We start from the raw sequence: 20,241 nt of genomic DNA, 5'->3' as shown, positions 1-20,241 counted from the left end.
CAGTTAAAGCTAGATGGGTCATAGAAAGAACTAACCCCTGGATGGAAAGATGTAAATTATGAGTCAATGTCTAGAGTGCTTTGTAGACAAGACCTCATTTTTTCAGCTAAGATGCGCACACTGGGTTCTGAGAGAATCTTACTATGAGCGCCATGAATGTTATAAATTTCTAGTCCTTCTTCAGCTACACCTTCCCATCCATTTGTAGGATCGGAAGATGTTATAGTTGTATGTTTAGCTTTAAAAAGAGTTATTTTACCCGGATATGAATGTGGTATATAGCATTTAGGAGATACAGACGGAGAATTTATTTTGTGATGCTTTTTAGTAACATTAGAAGTTGATGACCTAATAGATAGATATAATTTTTTAGGAAATTGGGTAAACAACTTAGTTAACAATTTTTGTACCTTGTCGAATAAGTAAGGTAGTCTATCTTGAGGTTCAAATAATAGAAAATTACCCCAATGAATATCAATATTTCGTATCACATTTAAAATTAATTTCTGGAAACGAGAAATCTTGTTCCAGTTTGGGGGAAGCTTAACATTTGGATGTATGGTATCAAACAAAATTAACTTGGCAACTGTTTGACCTTGTGCGTGAAGCTGTTTTGCCATTTCAAAAGCTACATTTCCTCCATTAGATACACCTAATAATATATAAGGTCCTTGGGGTTGAAAAGCTTGCATTTCTTGAATGTAGTGAGCTGCTAAATCTTTAGTAGGAGGTAGAGAAACTTTTTCTTCTTTCCCTTTTTTTGCCGCTAATCCATAATTTAGCCCATAAATTGGTTGTCTTTGACCCAAGTAACTTGCCAAAGGTCGGTAAAAACTTAAACCTTCACCGAGAAGATGAATAGCGAATAACGGTGTTTTATCCCCCAGTGGTTGAATAGGCACTAATGATTGCCAAGATGATGACCATTTCTCTTCAGATAAAATTTTCGCTAGTTTTTCAACTGTTGGAGCTTGAAACAGAGCAGCTAAAGGTATATCTTTGTGAACAGTTTTTTCAATTTCAGCCAATAGTTTAACTGCTAAGATAGACTGTCCTCCTAAATCGAAGAAATTATTATAGATTCCGATAGGTTGAATTCCTAAAACTTTTTCCCAAATCTGAGTCAGTTGGCGTTCTAATTCGTTGCGAGGACCAACAAATGTATGTTCTAACGTTTGCTGAATGAGTGCATCTATCCATTTGATGATGGCATCAAATTCACCAGTTTCCAAACTCTGTTTAAGTTGTAAGCGTTTAATTTTACCCGTTGCTGTTCTCGGAATCGCTGATTTTTCAGTTAAAACTATATAATTGGGATTTATACCCAAGGTTTGAGTTACTTTTCCCCGAATTTGTTTAGCTAAATTGGCTAATTGACTTTCTTCCGTAATTAGTGTATTGAAGAAAATAGCTAACTCATCAGTATCACTTTCTTGTTGTCGAATATTACAGGCAACAGTATAAGAAGGTTCAACCCCTTCAACTGCTTCGACTACTAATTCAATTTCCTGACAGGAATAATTCTTACCATTGATAATGACGATCTCCTTTTCTCGTCCTGTCACCGTCAGGTAATTGTGATTGAGAAATCCTAAATCTCCAGTATTCAACCAACCATCTTCTGTAAAAAGCGTCCTATTCAATGTTGGATTATTGTAATATACACCAGTTCTGTTGACACCCCAAATCTGAATACGACCAACCTCACCCTCACTGAGTAAATTATTCTGATCATCAACAATACGAATTCCACAACCCGGTAAAGGTTGACCAATTTGCACAAATTGTTCGCCACGCTGGTTATAACCCATTGCTATCCACTCACGGTTACTAGCAACAACTCCCGTTTCAGAAAGACCATAACCAACATTAAGGACATCCGCACCCAATCCCAATGTTTGTAAGGTCTGTAAAAAAGAACGGCAAGTTTGAGGCACAATTTTTTCTGCACCTAAACCAATGGTTTCGATTGAAGTCAAATCCCAGTGAGGTTCGGAAATTTCCTGAATTTGCTCCATAATCTGTGTCATGGCAAAATTCGTTAAGACCGTTCCCTTCACCTTGTATTGATCGACAATATCTAACCAAAGTATAGGGTTTCCGAAAAAGCGTTCTGCGGGAAGATAAAGATTTTTACCCAATCTTGGGTTAACAATACCAAATCCTGAAGCATTATCAAAAGGAACCCAAGTCAACGAGCAGTAAGACGGATCGGATTTCTCATTTCCTGACAAAAATTGGCTAATAACTGTAACCGCATCAAAAGAAATCAGTTTTGGAGTACCTGTTGTACCCGAACTGGTGAGCAATAGAGCTAAATCTTCAGGTTGGTTGGAATGGAAATTCTGACTCGGAGCAAATTCTTGAGATTTTTCGATAGTTAGTAGGTTAGGAGTAGAATCTTTGAGAATATCGTTAATTGTTTCTGTCAGATTCTTGGTGGTCAAAATTACAGGATTATCTAACCCTTGCCAAACCTGTTGCAGTTTGGCATTTTGAGAAGTTGCGTTAGAACTATTGGGAGAAATTGCCGCAGGTACGGCGACAAAACCACCCAAAAAACAACTCCAAACCGCTACTATAAAATCATCACAATGTTCAACATGAATAATAATAAAGTCTCCAGGAGATAAACCTTGCGCTTGTAAGTAACTGAGTAAAGTTGTAGACTGTTGCCACAAGTCGCCATAGGTTCTGGTTACTCCCTGCTCTTCCCTCAAATCAATCAGTTGACTTTCAGAAAAGCGATCGACTTTTTGTTTTAAAGTTTCTGCTAGGGAGGGTATGACCTCAAAAGTTCCTGTTAGTCTTTCCCCGTAGGCGATCGCTGCTAATTTTTCTTCTATTCCATTCTTAGAGAACCCATCTAAACTTAAATTTGCTTGTAATTGAGTATCAATTTGTTGAAAATAATCAAAACGCTTGATGTGATTTAACGTTGCTTCTTTAACTGTCAAAAATTGGGCAGTTCCCGGTCGTAGATTATAAAGAAAAGACCCATTTCGTTGAAAGTCTAAGTCTGGAACATCTGAGGGGATTTGAAGTTGAGCAATTTCTTGGTTAATCTGAGCAAGTTGTCTTTCTAATTCATTAAAAAGATCCTGACCTACCGGAGTGAATTTGGCATATTTGCGCAACTGCTCAAGTCCGATTTGCAGTTGTAAAGGAATCTTAATAAGTTGACTTTTGGTAAAGTCTAAAAGTTCACCAGTAGGGTTTGCTCGATAAACATTTAACCAGAACTGAGCAACGGGTGTATAAACATATATGGCATGGAAAATCCCTCGTAGGGGACGCAAATCTAAACGCCAAGGCGAATAATATAAATTGTTAGCTTGAGCATCTTCAACCGAATCCAACAAAAGAGGATTATTTTGTTCAATCAAGAATAAGCGATTATGGTGAAACTCGTGAATAAAGTTATCAGCTAATCTATAAGGATTTTCAATCACGCTACAAATTAGAGCGCCAGAAAAATCTGAGCTACTGAGGTTGGTGAAATTTCCTACACCTATCGGTTTGAGAGCTAATACCTGCATAAAATAATGCAATTGCTCAAAACTCTGAGGATGATATTGCTCAATCAGTGCTAGTCCATCTTTGACTAGAGTGACATATTGCCCCTGATACTTCATTCCTGCTTCAACAACTGCTTGACCATCTGGAAAAGCTGGAGAATTAAAACAATAAGGTTGAAATCGTAATTCCCGACTGGGAAGTTCAACAGTTGGGCATTTACCTACTTTCAAATTTTCGTCAGCTAATGTTGCATTGGGAATTAATTCTAGAGTTTGTTTGTTGTTTGTGACTACAACTTCTAATTTTTCTGAATTAATACCGTAAATTTCTATTTTTCCATTCCCTTCTAGGTAAAGAGATGTACCTGGAATTGCTACTGGTAAATGACAAATTAAAGGGGTTTTAAATTGATAACTTTGCTGAGACAGAAAACCGTAAGCAAGTGCAAATAACTTAAACTGATTTAGGTGAACTATTAGTGCTTGCAGGGGTGTTTTTTGTTGAATTCCCTGACAATATTCCTGAGTAACGAGGGGTAAAGGTTTTTTGGTTATGGTTGCTGTGACTAGATCGAACGTTAATTGACACCAATGATAAGCAAAAGGATCAGACCAGATTAAGGGAAATTTTTCTGATGCTTCTGTAGCGATTTTATGATAAACTTCTAAAAATTCTTTAATCTCTGAAGTGTCTTCCTGAGAATCCGCAAATTTAGGGTGACGCATCAGGACTTGTTGTATGGCAATCAGGGTATTAATATTTTGCTGTTGGCGATCGTCAAAAAGTTTGGAGTCAGTCCAAAAAAAACTTGATTGACCAAATTCTTCTTGCTCTTTACTTGTTTTCAGTTCTAGCTCTGTGTTTATTGACATTACAGTTCCATCTGATAAATCACTTTACTTTTAGATTTTAATAGTATAGGGACGTTGTATACAACGTCCCTACTGTTTGACAGGGTTACTTAGTCTATGGGTATTTTTGAAGTAACCAAATTTCTCAAATTCACTGAGGCATTTCAATCTTGCTCTATTTGGGAAAAGGCTAAGGAAAATCAAGAATTTTTCCCTGCCTATATGTGCTAGCTGGCCAACTCACCACCACGACTAGGGGAATAAGTAACAAAACGAACAGCAGGGTTGCTATTTTCTTGTTGTCCTTCCATCTGAGCTATTAAATTGCTGACTTGTTCTTTTTGCTCTTGGTTGAGTTGGCTATAGTTAATGGTTTTCATGGTTGTTTCCTTTTATTTTTTATTGAGGTATCTTTGAAATAACAACTATAATCTCAGAAAAAAACAAAAGCAATAGGAAATGAGAATCTTCACCAAATCTTCATAAAACTAGCTTACTATATCCGAAAATTTACTGATATTCATGGTAGGAATTTAGAGATAAAATTTTAATATGGGACGTTGTATACAACGTCCCTACTATTTGAGTTGGTTACTTATCCATAGGTATTCATGATTGAACTAACCGCACTTCTCAAATTAATTGAGACATTTCAATCTCGATCTATAATTGGGAAAAGGCTAGGTAAAATCAACTATTTTCCCCTGCCTACATCTACTTGCTGCCAAACTCACCACCAAAACTAGGGGAGTAAGTAACGAAGCTAACAGCAGAGTTGCTATTTTGTTGTTGCCCTTCCATCTGTGCAATTAAATTGCTGACTTGTTCTTTTTGCTCTGGGTTGAGTTGGCTATAGTTAATGCTGTTGATCATTATTTCCTTTGATTTGGGTATTTTTAATGACGACTATAATCTCACAAAAAAACAAAAGCAATAGGAAATGAGAATCTTCATCAAATCTTCATATGTCTACATCTACTTGCTGCCAAACTCACCACCATGCTGAGGGGAGTAAGTAACAAAACGAACAGCAGGGTTGCTATTTTCTTGTTGTCCTTCCATCTGAGCTATTAAATTGCTGACTTGTTGTTTTTGTTCTGGGTTGAGTTGGCTATAGTTAATGCTGTTGATCATTATTTCCTTTGATTTGGGTATTTTTAATGACGACTATAATCTCACAAAAAAACAAAAGCAATAGGAAATGAGAATCTTCATCAAATCTTCATAAAACTAGCTTACTATATCCGAAAATTTACTGATATTCATGGAGAGATCAAATTTTAATATGGGACGTTTTATACAACGTCCCTACTATTTTAGTTGGTTACTTATCCATAGGTATTCATGGTTAAACCAACAGCATTTCAATGTCGATCTATTTGGGAGAAGGCTAGATCAAATCCTTGATTTTGGTCTACTCTATTAGTCAAAAATAGGGCCGCCGCCAAACTCACCACCAGTAGCGCCGCGAGCAACGAAGCGAACAGCACAGTTGCTATTTTGTTGTTGCCCTTCCATCTGTGCAATTAAATTGCTGATTTGTTCTTTTTGTTCTGGGTTGAGTTGGCTATAGTTAAGACTTTTCATGGTTGTTTCCTTTTATTATTGAGGCATTTCAATGTCGATCTATTTGGGAGAAGGCTAGATCAAATCCTTGATTTTAGTCTACTCTATTAGTTAAGAATAGGGCCGCCACCAAACTCACCACCAGTAGCGCCGCGAGCAACGAAGCGAACAGCACAGTTGCTATTTTGTTGTTGCCCTTCCATCTGTGCAATTAAATTGCTGATTTGTTGTTTTTGCTCTGGGTTGAGTTGGCTATAGTTAAGACTTTTCATGGTTGTTTCCTTTTATTTGGTTATCTTTAATCACAACGATAATCTTAAAAAAAAACAAAAGCAATAGGAAGTTATAATTTTAATCAAATCTTCATCAAATCTTCATCAAACTAGGCTACATCTTCATCAAATCTTCATCAAACTAGGCTACTTTTCTCGGCGTTGCTGAAGCACGTGTATGATATTAATCCTAATTACTTAGGAGTCAACCCACCCGCGCGCCCCTCCCAGGAAGGGGAGTCAGGAGTCAGGAGGAGAGAGAATTACAAAGAACCTATCCCACTAATAAGACTTTTGCATGTTGATAGTTAAAAACGAAAAATCAAGCTTTTAAAACACATTTTACTTAAACAAATAAACTTGTTAAAAATAGTGGGATAGCTTCATCATAATTTGACTATTAATGGGATAGATTCTTATATTATCGGCAATTTATTCCCCCTGTTGCCTGTTGCCTGTTGCCTGTTGCCTGCGCACAGCGCTATATTAGACATCTCCTATAATAAAAAATCAAATCAATTATCACACTAGATATATCAATTATTTCCCCTCCTGGGAGGGGGAGGGGTTAGGGGTGGGTTCCCTACTGCCTACAGCAAAGCTGCCTACTGCCTCTTTTCTGGAGATGTCTATTAGAATAGAAAGTATTGAGGGACAATGATAATTTTACCATTCCCACACTTTCTTGATACACTACAGGAATATCCCAAATTTTTGCTCCGTTTCCAGTGTTCCCTCTTGAATTTATAGCAATGAGCGCTGGTATATTTACAAATTGTAGTAGGGGCAAAAGAGCTAGAAGTCTTATATGATCGGCAATTTATTCCCCCTGTTCCCTGTTCCCTGTTGCCTGTTCCCTGTTCCCTGTTGCCTGTTCCCTGCGCACAGCGCTATATATCATGTCCGGATAATAGCGTGATCAAAAACCTTTTCCCTTCTAACCTTTTCTTTCCTTCTGCCTCCAGCCTCCAGCATAGCTGCCTTACCTTCTCCAAAGTGTAAGTATTCAACCGGACATGATATTACACCTACCACCTAAGAACTTTATGAACGCACTACCCGAGCGGGCGTGATACTAAGGACTCGTGCAAAAATAACCTGAACAGTTTTTTTGATAGAAGCTATATTTCACAATTTATCCCAGATAAAATTTGTACAACTTATTTTTACATGGCTCCTAAGTGCAATTTCTACTCAACTTTTCATCCCTTTAAATCTATCTTTCGCTGACTCAAACGCCTCCTGCATAACACCTTGAATTTTCTTTGGATCTGGCTTTTTCCCACCCATCAAATCTCCGAAATAAACACAAGCACTTTCACCTAACGCCCAAGTATATGCAGCTGCCCAAGAAGCAGCGATCGCGCTACCAAATCCTGGTATAAATTTCACTAACTCTCGCCCCACTGCTTGAGCGACAAAACCTCCACCAATCACACTAACAACTCCTCCTGCTTGAGATGGGGATATTGTTTGCCCATACAAATTTCCTAATAAACCTACCATGGACACTTGCAACGCTGTTAATACTGGCATTGTGGCAAAAGGTAGAGGTACTGCTGCTACGGTGGCTGCCATAATAGTAAATGATAAAATATAACGTCGCCCCACATCTCGATAAATATTACCCAGTTGTTTGCTTGCTTGTTCGTCTAATAATTGATAAATTGTTTGTGCTTCTGCTTCTGGAAGTAATTCTGCTAAACTATCTCGAAAGGCTTCTAAACCATAAAATACAGGATTATAGTCATCCTCTTCTAGGGTAAAATCGATAAGTACAGAGCGATCGCTCAACTTCCCAAAATCTTCCTGAATAGAAACAAAAGCACGGTTTATTTCTTCATATTCTGGAGGGTATTTGGGATGGTCATCAGTAGGGTTAGGATAAACTTCATGGAGACAAGTTACTGCTAAAAGACAAGGAATATTTGGATATTCTTGTCGCAACTGTTCTGCTATCTGTCGTAATGTATCAGTAGCAAAATCATTTATTTTTACGGTCAAAATCAAGATTCTAGCGCGGTTACTTTCTTGCTGTAACTCTCCGAGGAGTTCGTCAATAATAACTGGTGTTTCCTGTTTTACATCTCCCAACCCCACAGTATCAGTGAAAATCAATAAGGGCAAATCGTCGGAAGGATAAGCATAACGTTCGGTATGTTGGGTATGAGGGCGAAATCCTTGACCGACTATTTCTGGAGAAACTCCTGTTAAAGCTCGTACAATGGAACTTTTACCTGCTTGGGGTTTACCAATTAATAGTGCTTCAGTGGTGGGAAGTTCTGCGCGTACTTTTGTTAATATTTCGGCTACTTTGGCTTCATCAATGCTAAACCATTGCACTAATGTTTGTGCTGCCCGGTCTACGGGTAACAGTTTCATTACACGGTTGCTGGTATCATTCCAAACTTCAGCGATACGATTTTTCCAAGAGTCTTTTTTTTGATCTTCAGTCGGTTGATGAAACTGTTCCGAATCAGTTGTTGTTTGGTTTATATCATGTTCCTCAGTCATTCTGAATATAGTAGGTAAATCTATAGGTTGACACTCCCCGTCCTAGAAGGACGGGGATTCTTTGATCGACGACCCGTCTTGCTCAACCAGACCGGAGTCAGGAAAAGTAGAGGACAGATCTCCCAAAGCGTTCGGATCAATGATCCAGGTTCCGGCGTGCCCCACCGTACCCAAGGCTATGTTTAGAATGTTGATTGCGGCGTTGTGGTCGCGGTCTAACTTGCAACCACATTTACAGACGTGAGTCCTAGTTGATAGCGACTTCTTCACTACCTCGCCGCACTCAGAGCAGTTTTGGCTAGTATATGCAGGATTTACAGCAACTGTGACTCTGCCAAATTTAGTGCCAAAATGCTCTAACCATTTTCTAAATTGATACCAACCTGCGTCATTAATAGACTTAGCTAGACAGTGGTTTTTAACCAAATTCTTAACTCTCAAATCTTCGTAGGCGACCAAGTCATTAGACTGGATTACGCAGCGCGCCAGTCTCTTGGCGTGCTCTTCACGTTGTCTACTTATTTTAAGGTGTTGTCTACCTAGTCTATTAACTGCCTTCTTACGATTGGATGAGCCTTTCTTTTTCCGAGAAACTCTGCGCTGATCAAACTTTAAACGTTTCTCCCCAGTCCTATAGAACCCCTAACCGTATCTTCATATAAATATCAAGTTTTTTTGACTAGGAGACAGCTATACTGGAGACAGGAGACAGGAGACAGAAGGTAAGAGAGAAAAGGTTAAGAGGGAAGATTTGGGGAGAGATAATACAAAAAATTCAACACTCCTTCAACTGAATTTTCCTCAAAATTAATGCGCGAAAAGACTTGACTACCATAATTATATAGATCTCAAATGGGTTCTATAAAAACGGGGATTAGGTTCGGTGTTTCCTCTGGAATCAGTATAGAACTCTTTTAGTCCTACATCCAGTCCCACAGTCGCGTCAGCAGGATTTAATTGCTCCGTGACATCGACAGAGACGCAAAACTGAACATAGTAGCCGTCAGCCCTTTTGACTATGCGAACTCGCTTAACCTGCTTCTTGTCGAAGCGCCACAAGTCCCACGTACCTTTGAGTTTTAGCTTCCCAATTCCCTTCTTGTCGCTGAAAGTGATCGACTTTTTGTCAGGGGATATTTTCCATCCTGACTGCTTATATTCGACCGATCTACAATGCTTCTGGAATCGGGGGAACCCTTTCTTTCCAGGTACTTTCTTTTTGCAATTTTCAAAGAAACGAGAAATTGATGACCATGCTCTCTCAGCCGCAGCCTGTCGAGCTGTTGAGTTCAATTCATTAGCAAAAGGGAATTCTTTGGCCAGTATCTTGCAGTATTTACTAAGGTCGTACTTTCCTGTTCCCTTCTTATCCATCCACAGGCGAATACAGCTGTTTCGGATAAATTTAACCGTCCGAATAGCTTCATCAATAGCTGCATATTGGTTAACTTTGCCGTATGCTTTGAACTCAATAATGATCATCGAATCTCGACCTCCTTCGATATAATCTTACGCTAACACGCCTGACGAAAACTATCAAGTCTAGTTCTAAGAAAAGCCGTCCTTCTAGGACGGGGCTTTAAACCCAATTTTTTCGGTAAGTGGACTTATTTTATAAATGATTTGAAATAAATTTTATTCTGATTTTAAGTTTATCATGTAGAGAAGCTCTTTCTAGGCACAAGTTTCCAATTTCCTTTTTGTAGATTTTTTTAGAATTGTTTTGCACTACTAGAATCATCACTTTTTCTAAAATTTATGACTATCCACAAGGTAGAATATTTGCTTCTTTTCTCAGTTTTAAAAGATGGTGAATTCCTCAAAAATGTTGCATCAGATTGGCGACTTTGTCATACAGAGGTAGCAGCAGCAAGCGATCGCTTGTTTCAGAATGGGGATATATTAGTCCTACTAACTACTAAAGAGGGAGTCAGGACTCCAGATGTGGTCTTAACCCTGTCCCAAATTAAGGCTGCGTTGGACGGAAAATTAAATATGGGTTACTACTTAAGTCCTCAAGGTGGAGCCAGGTGGGAAGCTCTATGTTGTCCAGATTGGAATTGGTTTTACCAACAGAGTACTTCTTATGAGCGAAGAGAATCATACATCATCTGTTCCAGAATTTGATTAGAAGGTGCTTCTGTTACCCCGGAAAAAAATTTTCCTTATTGGAGAAAAATTTCTTTTTACAAATCGTTTATTTGGCACAACAACATTATCTACATAATATTGCTGGTTTGTGGGAGTAGAGACGTTGCATACAACGTCCCTAGAAACTTTCAATTTTCTCTTCCTATATTCTTACCCCTTCCTTCGTTTAAAGATTTTACCATCAAGATAGACTCAGACCGAAAACCTAACTTCTGGTAAAGATTAAGAGCGGGTTGGTTAGAGACAAACACTTGCAAACCAATTTGCCGATCGCCCCTAGCTTTTGCCCAATTTTCTGCATGGGTAACTAAAGCTGTACCGATACCAAGTCGTCTATGGGATGGGGAGACATACAGCAGAAATATATGAGTTACCCGATCGCCCTCTACCTGGTCTATGGCATTCCCCAACCACAGACAACCTATTGGTGAAGTTGCTGGTTTATCTATGACCTCAACCCACCAAATAGGAGTTTGAGTTGATAAATAGCGATCGACTGTTTTAGCAAGATGGCTAAAATTTTGCTCTGGGAAAAGTTCTTGATAAGTCCAATGCATAAATTTAACCAGCATTGCTCTGTCTATACCGGAACCCTTACGAAGTTGGTAATTTGGAATTAACTTGCTAACCACTGAACATTACCAGAAATGAACATTGGGTGTGGATAGCATTGCTTCTTCTTGAGGATAACTTAATTCCTCTGTGGGAGCTGGTGCTGCTAGATCCCCTGGTAAAAAGATACGAGCGCTGACTGCTACCATAGCAATTAAAAATATAACTACGACTATGAATGGAGCAATATATTGACGAAAAATTTGCATGGTTTTTTTATTAAATAGGGAGTAGGCAGTAGGCAGTAGGGGAAAAGAATTGATAATTTTTGTAAGAGGGAGTAGGCAGTAGGCAGTCATTTCAGTTATCAGTTATCAGTTATCAGTATCTCTAGCTGTTTCGCAGCATTCCGTAGGAAAGCAAGAGGCTTGAAATACGGAATTCTATTTTCTCTTGGTCGATTAGATATGGCGAGGAAACCTCACCATCTCTCGACCGCTTTTTATCCCCTTAAAAGGGGAGGCGCCTATACCACGATTTTTCGGTAACTGCGCTTGATCTGTCGCTCCGCGACAAAAACTTTCTCCTCCTCTTCTCTCCCGACTCCTGGCTCCTAACTCCTGACTCCTGACTCCTGACTCCTGACTCCTTAAAAAAAATCCTCATCATCTAATCCTGGTCTTGGCATTGGCAAAATTTTCGACTTATTGAGCTGTTGCAACCAAACCCAACCGAGAACTCCAATAATTAGGAAGATCCAGCCAATGTTTGGCTTGAGCAACAGAAAGCCACCAGTTGCCAAAAGTGCCCCAAATAATAATAGTATAGATGCGAGTACCTTTTGTAAATCTTTACCTAAATCCTGTGCTGGAGATAAACCTGTTTTCATCCTTTGCTGTTTCCAACCAGGGCCACCGGGAAGTGTTCGTCGATAAAATTCGTCTAAAGTTGTATCAGACTCTCGTGGGGTTAAAAACATTGCTGTTACCCAGAGTAATGTTACGGTGCCAGTAATAAACATAATTCGCAAACCAAAGTCTTCAATTTTGAAAGCAGGAACTAAACTTGTTGTCATCCCTACGAAAAAACTAGCGACAATAGCGGTTAATTCTGCTGCTGCATTCACCCGACACCAAAACCAACGTAATATTAATACTAATCCTGAACCTGTTCCGATGGCTATTACTAATCTAAATACTGTTGCTACATCTGTTGCTAAAAATGCGGCAATTGCTCCTAAAACTGTTACTAATAGAGAGGAAAGTCGCCCCACTAAAACTAATTGTGGTTGAGTTGCATCAGGTTTAATAAATCTTCTATATAGATCGTTAGTAATAAAGGAAGCTCCCCAGTTAATAGAGGTAGAAACTGTACTCATAAATGCGGCGACTAAAGAGGCAACAACTATACCTAAAATTCCTGGGGAAAGAAAGTCAATCATTAATTTGGGATAACCCAATTCTCGGTCTTCTAAATTAGGGTAAATTACAATGGATGCTAGAGCTACTAAAATCCAAGGCCAAGTTCTAATAACATAGTGCATGATATTAAATAACCAGGCTGCTTTTTCTGCTTCTGTTTCATTTTTCGCTGCTGCAAATCTTTGTACAAATTCTCCACCTCCATCACTTCGTCGCCAAGACCACCATTGAAGGGCAATATAAGCAAAAAATGTACTGGCAGTTATGCCTGCTGTTTTACTAAAATTAATCAAAGTATCGCCATTTTTACCAATAGTTAAAGGTGAAAGGGATAAAATATCTTTGTCTGGCATTACTTCAGGAACTTTTGTTATTAATTCTTGGATGCCACCGACACTATTAACAGCAAAAAAAGCGACAATAATTGCTCCAAATAGTGCTAAGAAAAATTGGAAAAAGTCTGTGGCAACTACTCCCCATAAACCGGATAAACCTGCATAAATTAATACAAATATACTGACACCTATAACACTTAGTAATTTGAGATTATTTTCACTACCATCAATGCCTAAATTTTGCCAAATTTCTAATGCTTCGACAACTTTAACCATGGCTAACATAGCATAACCAATGGCAATACAATTCATAGGAATAGCAAAGATAAAAGCTTTAACTCCCCGGAGAATAGCAGCCATATTTCCACCGTAACGAAGTTCAGTTAATTCTGCATCAGTAATAACTTCAGAACGTCGCCACATTCTGGCAAAAATATAAATCATTATTACATGGGAAATACCAAAAATCCACCATTCCCAATTACCAGCAATTCCTCGGTTAGCTACAACTCCAGTAATATATAGAGGAGTATCTATAGAGAAAGTTGTAGCTGCCATACTCGTGCCAGCTAACCACCAAGGAAGCGATCGCCCAGAAACAAAGAAGTCTGCTAAACTTTTTGAACCTTTGCGAGAAAGATATAGTCCCATCCACATTGTTAAGATGAGGTATATTAAAACAATCAGCCAATCAATTAGTTGCATAAATTTGTGTTTAATTGGGAGTCTGTGTGTGTGTGACTGTTTTTTGAGCACATAGTTTCAAACTTAAGAATATCATGGATTTTATAGATTAATTTACTGTTTATATTATTTATAGCAATCCTAAATAAAAAGATTAGAAAAAAAGGAAGGGGTTAGTATCATATAAAAAAATGCTAAAAAGCCAAGCTGAACCTAAATTATATAGCAGAATAAAGAAGGAAAAATCTTGCTTTGTCTGAGTTTTAAGCTTTTTATATGTCCGCGCCCTTTGCTTCTACTGCTATATGAGTAAAAAAAACGCAATTAAGGGAATAATAGATTTATATTATGTGGATGAAAGCGGATTTAGTTTAGTGCTATATTTACTTTAACCACAGCAAAAAAAAGGATAAAAAGTATAAAGTAATATGAGTATAAGGTTAAATATTTTAGAATTTATCAAAAAAAATAATCAATTTAAAAGTTATGTATTTGAAGGTTTTTTTAATAATATAATGATGATAGTCGGCATATAAAAATTAAGTAATAACCTCTAAAAATTAACATTATTAGTAATAAATAATGCTTCTTTTTAGCATGTTCAAAAACTCTATAAGTGACAAACAGAATAGAAAAATAAGGATGAATAATATTATTTTTATCTACAGCTTAAAACTCAGACAACGCCAGATTTTTCCTTCTGCCTTTCCTAGGTCATGCTGGGCAAACAGCATAGCTGCTTTCTTCCTTCTTTCTTCTTTCTTCTTTCTTCTTTCTTCTTCCTTCTTCCTTCTGCTATATCTTTACATCTGTAAAACTGGTGGGGACTTTCCATGAAAAGTCCCTACTACTTTGCCAGTTGGTAAACTCTAATCACTACCTAAAAGACTTACTAATAAAGCTTTTTGAGCGTGCATCCTGTTTTCTGCTTGATCCCAAACTCGCGATCGCTCTCCTTCTATCACTCCATCAGTAATTTCTTCATCCCGATGAGCTGGTAAACAATGCAACACGATCGCATCATCTGCTGCACTTTCTACCAACTTTTCATTAACCTGATAAGGCTGAAAAATAGGTATTCGACTATTAGCTTCCTCTTCTTGTCCCATACTTGCCCAAACATCAGTATAAAGTACCTGAGCACCCTTAACTGCCACTTGGGGATCTTCAGTAACTATAACTTCACTCTTACCATTAGTAATAGCTTTTGCTTGCTCCACAATTTCCACATTTGGTAAATAATTTGGTGGAGTTGCTATCCTGACATTCATCCCTACCATTGCACAACCTAACAGTAAAGAATTTGCCATATTATTACCATCACCAAAATAACTTAAAGTTAATCCATCTAGTTTGCCAAAACATTCTTGAATGGTCAATAAATCAGCCATTACCTGACAAGGATGTTCCCTATCTGTGAGAGCGTTAATTACAGGAATTTTTGTATAACTTGCAAAAGTTTCTAAATCTTTTTGCTCAAAAGTACGAATAGCTAAAATATCCAAATATCGGTCTAAAACTCTAGCAGTATCAGCCAAAGGTTCCCCACGACTAACTTGAGTAACATTAGGATTCAAATCAATAACTTGACCTCCCAATTGATACATTGCCACGGTAAAACTAACCCTAGTTCGTGTCGAAGCTTTAGAAAATAATAACCCCAAGACTTTATTACATTTGAGATTTATTTTACCTGATTTAAGTTTGCTTGCCAGTTGTAAAATTTCTTTTAATTCATCAGAACTCAAGTCTGCTAAACTTAATAAATTTCGTCCTTTTAAACTATCCATAATTTATCACTAATGTCAGGTTACCACTTATATTGTTTCAGTTAACATTGGAATTCTTCAAAAAGTTGAAGCAGGTTTCATAACTGGGGTGAAAATTTTTACACCAAATTATTTATATTTCAAACCCGCCATGACAAATTCCAAAGCTACTAGAATTAATACTATTTCTTGATAAGTATAGTTTTACATTTACCAACTATTTAGAGCTAAGACTTTATAATGTCTTTACTCTAGTAAGTTAAAAGTTAATTTGGTTCAATCTATAACAATTTTTTGTCAAGTCCCAAAACAGCTGTCGAAGCATAAAGGCCACAGTCAGAGACCTAATACCAATTTGATCAGTGTTTCTTACAAATAGTATCGGCAAAGAAGAAGTAAGAAGTAATAAACAAATCATAAAAAATCTAAATAGGTAGCTTAAAGGATTGGAGAGGTTCTTTTTAGGCATAATTTTCAGCCTTTTTTTTGTAGCATTCTATTTTTAAATTGGTATAACTAGGTTCATAAATTTTTGACTATTGGTTGAGTCTTGATGTAGCTGCTATTTGTTCTGCTAAAATTTGGCCACTATCTTCAGACCTACTCTGGATGTTAGTCTTTTTCCAGCCACCAGAGATATAGTTCTAAATTTGCTAATGGTTAACTACCAGTAAATAAGAATGTATGAAATTAACTATGCAGAATATTTACTTGTCGGTATTCCTGATGTTTCAGTGCTGTAAAAAAAAGCCAAATTAAGGATCAAATTTTACAGAATCTTAAGTTGTAGTCACAGCAACTCCTATAAAATATAAAAAAATAAATTTACATTTTCAAAGACCATAAAAATATTTACCAAGGACTACTAATAAGAGTAAAACCTGACCAATAGAAAGGATGAGAAAAATCTGTTTCTCCCAATATTTGTAAACTCTGAGGTAAAGAAATTTATCCTCTAGAAAATTTCAATTTTTTATTTGTTAAATACACATCTCCTTGAATCATTTTAATTTTAGTTTTTCTGATTGTTTCGGCTTTAGTTGCTGCTGTTTTTAACTTTTCATAAAATTCACTCATTAAAACCAACGTACCAATATCGTTAACATACCACAAACTTGCTAGTACAGATTGAACTCCTGCTTGTAAAGCTAATCCAGCAAAACCTAACTCCACATCTCGATCTCCAACGGCTGTTTTACAAGCACTTAAAACTAATAATTCTGCAGGAGGATTGTTCCAATTAATCTCTTGAATTTCGTCTAAATGGAGTTGAGTATCCCACAATTGAATATAAGAATTTTCGGGTTTTCCGGGTTTAAATTCTGCATGATTTGCTAAGTGAATAATATTAAAATATTGAGAATAAAGTTTATTTTTTAAGTTTTTTAACGTGAAGTCTTGATTAAGAAATAATTTTCCAGGCTAACCTCTAGAAATATTTTTAGCTGAGATATTTTTTATGAGGTTTCTATTAACAATTGTTGATAGTTCAATTGGCACAGCAGGTAAGGGATTTTGAGCAGGAAATTATGAAGCACCCATTGCCAAAATTCTGGCTTTTTGAATGGGAGTATAATTGGAATCGATTAAATTAAATGCAGGAATAATTGCTAGGCTATATTTCTCTACTAAAAATTGTTTTCCATCATGTAATGCTGCTATTGGTAGAGTACGCAAACCTTTTCCGAAACAAAACAATATTGTGTCTATTCTTTCTTCTTGAAGATTGGCTTCAAAGGGTTTAATTATCGATTTATAAAGTTGTTAGGCCATACTTAAGTAAGAATTTGTGAAAAGTATCTGAGGATTAGTAATTTCATTATTCAATAATTTGACTTTACGAATGAGGCTTTCACGTTTGAGGGAGTCAATATCTTGAACTAAAGTTTTTTTTCCAGGATAAATTCAAAACCAAATGTAAATATTTTGATTCAGGAATTGCCCAAAATACCGCAGGTCTTATATTACTTTTTTGGCTAATTTATAACAATTTTTGAGCAATGTCATTACCCGTTTTTGAAACTTCTGAAATTTCTCGATCAAAATAATCCTCAAGTTATTTTTTCAGCCTTTGTTCCATGTTCATAACTTTTTCCGATATAGTCAGATTAGAAATCATATTGTATCTATCTGTCGGACTTACATTTATGTCTTCTGAAAGGATTTTTTATGAATGAAAACTAAGCATAATAATTAGGCAAACAATTAACCAAAAAATTGTTAGACTAACTTTGTATTTTCTCTTAGGAGAGAAGAATTTTCGGAACATATAATACTTGGTTTAATGAATTGAAGATTTAAAACTAGATTTCAAGTATTTGTATACCCTTGGAAGATAATATTAACACAGTAAGTAAGTATATTTGCGTAAGCATTCAGCTATTAGCCGTCAGCTTTCAGCAATAATATACCAACCTTAAAGACTTGCTCTCAATGAATATAGCCTTTAAAGTCGGCTTTTGTAGTAAGATGTAATTTTGACTTAATTAATAAAGCCTTTATCTAAAACTAAAATAAATAGCTGATAGCTGAGTGCTGAGTGCTGAGTGCTGAGTGCTTACATATTTGTTGGTATGTTCTAGATATTGCATAGATGATTAAATTACTACTCTATTCTATCTAATCTCCTCTCCCCTATTTTACTAAACCTATCTTCAGCGATGCTTAACTCAGCTTATATTTCTCTTGACTAATGGTAACTTCCTTTGTTCTTAGTGTGGATACTTCAGCCTGTTTAAAGTTGATAAACGTGGTATTCTATTTAAGACAAAATAAATATTTATATAAAATAATGACAAATATTACTCCCATAAAAACTACTCCTAAATTGCTAGTTGTCGCTACTGGTAATCCGGGGAAATTTCAAGAAATGCAGGAATATCTAGCAGATTTGAATTTACAATTACAACTAAAACCAAAAGATTTAGAAGTTGAGGAAACTGAGGAAACTTTTCTAGCTAATGCTCGCCTCAAAGCTAGTGTTGTGGCCAAAGCTACTGGAAAATGGGCGATCGCTGATGATTCCGGATTGGCAGTAGATGCTTTGGATGGCAGACCAGGTATTTATTCTGCTCGTTATGCTCCTACTGTTGCGGAACAAATAGAGCGAGTATTAACAGAATTGGGAGATAATTCTAATCGTCAGGCACAGTTTGTCTGCGCTCTTGTCATTGCCAGACCTGACGGCACAATTGCATTAGAAACAGAGGGAATTTGCCGTGGAGAAATTCTATATAGTCTCCGTGGAAATGATGGGTTTGGTTACGACCCCATTTTTTATGTTCCTTCACAAGAAAAGACTTTTGCGGAAATGTCTGCTGAAATGAAGCGATCGCTATCTCATCGCGGTCAAGCTTTTCAAGTATTACTACCTAAGATGAAAGCTATTTTTGCCTAGTTTTCTGGGATACTATTTCTTTGATTAGCAGGGAACAGGGAAAAGTGGGAAAAAAAATTTCCCTGTCTTGCGGTTCATAATCAGTCTATACCAATCGCCTATCTTAAGACCATTTCACAATCCACCATCAGGTGATTTTTCTGAATATACCCAATTTTGTTCCCTATTCCCTGCTTGTAGTGCTATGCTTTCTAATAAGTATCGACGAACCGTATCAGCCTCTGTCACCGAACCAGCTAACGCCTTAATCAAAGCTGCTTGAGGGCGATAACGAAGTAACTCGGAAGTTGATGTAACCCAAATAGGTATAGGTCTAAACGTTCCTTGGGCTTTATCTAGAAGAATATTCATTGCCTCTACATTACCCATTTTGTAGAAAGGTCGCTTGGACATCACCTGAGATAAATCATCAAGGACGGTGTATTCTAAGGTTTCTCCTTCACGTTCAACCGCAAAATGTTCGCCACGAGTGAACTTCTTATTAACAAGAAAGGAATATTCTGGGTGAGCATAGGCAAATAACTGTAGACTCTCTTTAGTAAAAGAGGCATCACTCCGAAACCACTTCCCATCTAAATTTACCAAACAAAAATAGTGCCGAATATTTTTAGTAACCTTAAACCGATAAGCAGGTGGTAGAAATGGTATCAAGTATTTCGCTGCCACATTAGCTTCACCGTACTTAGCTTCAATTCCTAGTGCCCGTAATAATGCTACCTGTAAATTAGCTTTAGTCGTACACATTCCAAAACCAAATTCAAACGTTTGGGAAGCTTTGACAAACCAAAAGCCAAATCGGTAAGGCATTGTTCTCACATAATCCCAAATATTGATAGCTGATTCCCAATCATCCTTACCTTTCAATAGGTTAGCTACATAACGAATAGAAGGATGGTCAAAATCGCAATGATTAGTAACAATATCCTTTGCTACTTTAATCTCCTCGGTAAATTCCATCATTCTAATTTCCATATAAGGAGCAATTCCAATTAAGAGGTGAGACATCAAAATAGTTGTTTCTACATCATCTTTTTGAAATATAGCAATGAGCGCTGGCATCTTTACATGTTACATAGATATTTGCAATGTAATATAAAAGTAACTGTATGAGCTGTATTTTTCATAAATTAGGCGATCGCTAAACCTTAAAGTTTTAAGGATGTCTGTAATGGTATTGATAATTTACAGTTTATAGCTTGAAATTGTTTAC

At 36.9% G+C, this 20,241-nt stretch carries 14 protein-coding genes and 3 pseudogenes; 2 read left to right on the top strand and 15 right to left on the bottom strand.

Annotation, left to right across the window (positions count from 1 at the left end; genetic code table 11):
* Nucleotides 1-56: 56 nt before the first annotated feature.
* The 9 genes and pseudogenes from F6K27_RS13070 to F6K27_RS13030 form a co-directional block, all read right to left on the bottom strand.
* Nucleotides 57-4,391: an AMP-binding protein gene (locus tag F6K27_RS13070; protein ID WP_287273698.1), complete on the bottom strand. Its 4,335-nt coding sequence runs from the start codon at nt 4,389-4,391 to the stop codon at nt 57-59.
* 206 nt (nt 4,392-4,597) lie between these two features.
* Complete coding sequence (locus tag F6K27_RS13065; protein ID WP_287273700.1) at nt 4,598-4,750, bottom strand: hypothetical protein; 153 nt, start codon at nt 4,748-4,750, stop codon at nt 4,598-4,600.
* A gap of 334 nt (nt 4,751-5,084) precedes the next feature.
* Nucleotides 5,085-5,243, bottom strand: coding sequence for a hypothetical protein (locus F6K27_RS13060; protein ID WP_287273702.1), 159 nt, complete (start codon nt 5,241-5,243; stop codon nt 5,085-5,087).
* A gap of 102 nt (nt 5,244-5,345) precedes the next feature.
* Entirely contained in the window at nt 5,346-5,504 is a 159-nt protein-coding gene (locus F6K27_RS13055) for a hypothetical protein (protein ID WP_287273704.1), read from the bottom strand.
* Nucleotides 5,505-5,792: 288 nt separating this feature from the next.
* On the bottom strand, nt 5,793-5,957 hold the full coding sequence (locus F6K27_RS13050; protein ID WP_161564690.1) for a hypothetical protein: 165 nt from the start codon (nt 5,955-5,957) through the stop codon (nt 5,793-5,795).
* Between the two features lie 86 nt (nt 5,958-6,043).
* Nucleotides 6,044-6,208: a hypothetical protein gene (locus F6K27_RS13045; RefSeq protein ID WP_161564691.1), complete on the bottom strand. Its 165-nt coding sequence runs from the start codon at nt 6,206-6,208 to the stop codon at nt 6,044-6,046.
* A 1,194-nt stretch (nt 6,209-7,402) separates the two neighbouring features.
* A complete protein-coding gene (locus F6K27_RS13040) occupies nt 7,403-8,722 on the bottom strand; it encodes a GTPase family protein (protein WP_287273707.1) in 1,320 nt (439 codons plus the stop codon).
* A gap of 42 nt (nt 8,723-8,764) precedes the next feature.
* Nucleotides 8,765-9,355, bottom strand: a pseudogene (locus F6K27_RS13035) (RNA-guided endonuclease InsQ/TnpB family protein); the annotation flags it as partial.
* 228 nt (nt 9,356-9,583) lie between these two features.
* Nucleotides 9,584-10,204, bottom strand: a pseudogene (locus tag F6K27_RS13030) (RNA-guided endonuclease InsQ/TnpB family protein); the annotation flags it as partial.
* A gap of 276 nt (nt 10,205-10,480) precedes the next feature.
* Here F6K27_RS13030 and F6K27_RS13025 point away from each other — a divergent pair.
* Nucleotides 10,481-10,849, top strand: a complete 369-nt coding sequence (locus F6K27_RS13025) for a hypothetical protein (RefSeq protein ID WP_287273709.1) — start codon at nt 10,481-10,483, stop codon at nt 10,847-10,849.
* A gap of 152 nt (nt 10,850-11,001) precedes the next feature.
* Here F6K27_RS13025 and F6K27_RS13020 read toward each other — a convergent pair whose 3' ends face one another.
* The 5 genes and pseudogenes from F6K27_RS13020 to F6K27_RS13000 all read right to left on the bottom strand — a co-directional run bounded on the left by F6K27_RS13020 (nt 11,002) and on the right by F6K27_RS13000 (nt 17,344).
* Nucleotides 11,002-11,445 (bottom strand): GNAT family N-acetyltransferase, encoded by a 444-nt coding sequence (locus F6K27_RS13020; RefSeq protein WP_375339681.1) that lies wholly within the window; start codon nt 11,443-11,445, stop codon nt 11,002-11,004.
* A gap of 66 nt (nt 11,446-11,511) precedes the next feature.
* On the bottom strand, nt 11,512-11,784 hold the full coding sequence (locus F6K27_RS13015; RefSeq protein ID WP_375339680.1) for a hypothetical protein: 273 nt from the start codon (nt 11,782-11,784) through the stop codon (nt 11,512-11,514).
* Between the two features lie 290 nt (nt 11,785-12,074).
* A complete protein-coding gene (locus F6K27_RS13010) occupies nt 12,075-13,886 on the bottom strand; it encodes a sodium:solute symporter family protein (protein ID WP_287273711.1) in 1,812 nt (603 codons plus the stop codon).
* A gap of 848 nt (nt 13,887-14,734) precedes the next feature.
* Nucleotides 14,735-15,655 (bottom strand): ornithine carbamoyltransferase, encoded by a 921-nt coding sequence (gene argF, locus F6K27_RS13005; RefSeq protein WP_124143771.1) that lies wholly within the window; start codon nt 15,653-15,655, stop codon nt 14,735-14,737.
* Between the two features lie 927 nt (nt 15,656-16,582).
* Nucleotides 16,583-17,344, bottom strand: a pseudogene (locus F6K27_RS13000) (CHAT domain-containing protein).
* Between the two features lie 1,081 nt (nt 17,345-18,425).
* On the opposite strand from F6K27_RS13000, the gene rdgB reads away from it, so the two are divergent.
* A complete protein-coding gene (gene rdgB, locus F6K27_RS12995) occupies nt 18,426-19,031 on the top strand; it encodes an RdgB/HAM1 family non-canonical purine NTP pyrophosphatase (RefSeq protein WP_287273712.1) in 606 nt (201 codons plus the stop codon).
* 114 nt (nt 19,032-19,145) lie between these two features.
* Here the strand turns inward: rdgB and F6K27_RS12990 are convergent, their stop codons facing one another.
* Entirely contained in the window at nt 19,146-20,090 is a 945-nt protein-coding gene (locus tag F6K27_RS12990; protein WP_287273713.1) for a transglutaminase family protein, read from the bottom strand.
* Nucleotides 20,091-20,241: the final 151 nt, after the last annotated feature.

The sequence above is a fragment of the Okeania sp. SIO2F5 genome (assembly GCF_010692685.1).
In the GTDB taxonomy this organism is placed as follows: Bacteria; Cyanobacteriota; Cyanobacteriia; order Cyanobacteriales; family Microcoleaceae; genus Okeania; species Okeania hirsuta.
Note: the sequence above shows the minus strand (reverse complement) of the source record. Positions and strands in the feature narration are given on the sequence as shown.

What these genes read in the sequence shown, in the direction of transcription:
- rdgB (WP_287273712.1), top strand. Translation starts at nt 18,426, where the DNA reads ATGACAAATATTACTCCCATAAAAACTACTCCTAAATTGCTAGTTGTC.
- F6K27_RS13050 (WP_161564690.1), bottom strand. Translation starts at nt 5,957, where the DNA reads ATGAAAAGTCTTAACTATAGCCAACTCAACCCAGAACAAAAAGAACAA.
- F6K27_RS13015 (WP_375339680.1), bottom strand. Translation starts at nt 11,784, where the DNA reads ATGACTGCCTACTGCCTACTCCCTCTTACAAAAATTATCAATTCTTTT.
- F6K27_RS13010 (WP_287273711.1), bottom strand. Translation starts at nt 13,886, where the DNA reads ATGCAACTAATTGATTGGCTGATTGTTTTAATATACCTCATCTTAACA.
- F6K27_RS13040 (WP_287273707.1), bottom strand. Translation starts at nt 8,722, where the DNA reads ATGACTGAGGAACATGATATAAACCAAACAACAACTGATTCGGAACAG.
- F6K27_RS13060 (WP_287273702.1), bottom strand. Translation starts at nt 5,243, where the DNA reads ATGATCAACAGCATTAACTATAGCCAACTCAACCCAGAGCAAAAAGAA.
- F6K27_RS12990 (WP_287273713.1), bottom strand. Translation starts at nt 20,090, where the DNA reads ATGCCAGCGCTCATTGCTATATTTCAAAAAGATGATGTAGAAACAACT.
- F6K27_RS13025 (WP_287273709.1), top strand. Translation starts at nt 10,481, where the DNA reads ATGACTATCCACAAGGTAGAATATTTGCTTCTTTTCTCAGTTTTAAAA.
- F6K27_RS13020 (WP_375339681.1), bottom strand. Translation starts at nt 11,445, where the DNA reads ATGCTGGTTAAATTTATGCATTGGACTTATCAAGAACTTTTCCCAGAG.
- F6K27_RS13065 (WP_287273700.1), bottom strand. Translation starts at nt 4,750, where the DNA reads ATGAAAACCATTAACTATAGCCAACTCAACCAAGAGCAAAAAGAACAA.
- argF (WP_124143771.1), bottom strand. Translation starts at nt 15,655, where the DNA reads ATGGATAGTTTAAAAGGACGAAATTTATTAAGTTTAGCAGACTTGAGT.
- F6K27_RS13055 (WP_287273704.1), bottom strand. Translation starts at nt 5,504, where the DNA reads ATGATCAACAGCATTAACTATAGCCAACTCAACCCAGAACAAAAACAA.
- F6K27_RS13045 (WP_161564691.1), bottom strand. Translation starts at nt 6,208, where the DNA reads ATGAAAAGTCTTAACTATAGCCAACTCAACCCAGAGCAAAAACAACAA.
- F6K27_RS13070 (WP_287273698.1), bottom strand. Translation starts at nt 4,391, where the DNA reads ATGTCAATAAACACAGAGCTAGAACTGAAAACAAGTAAAGAGCAAGAA.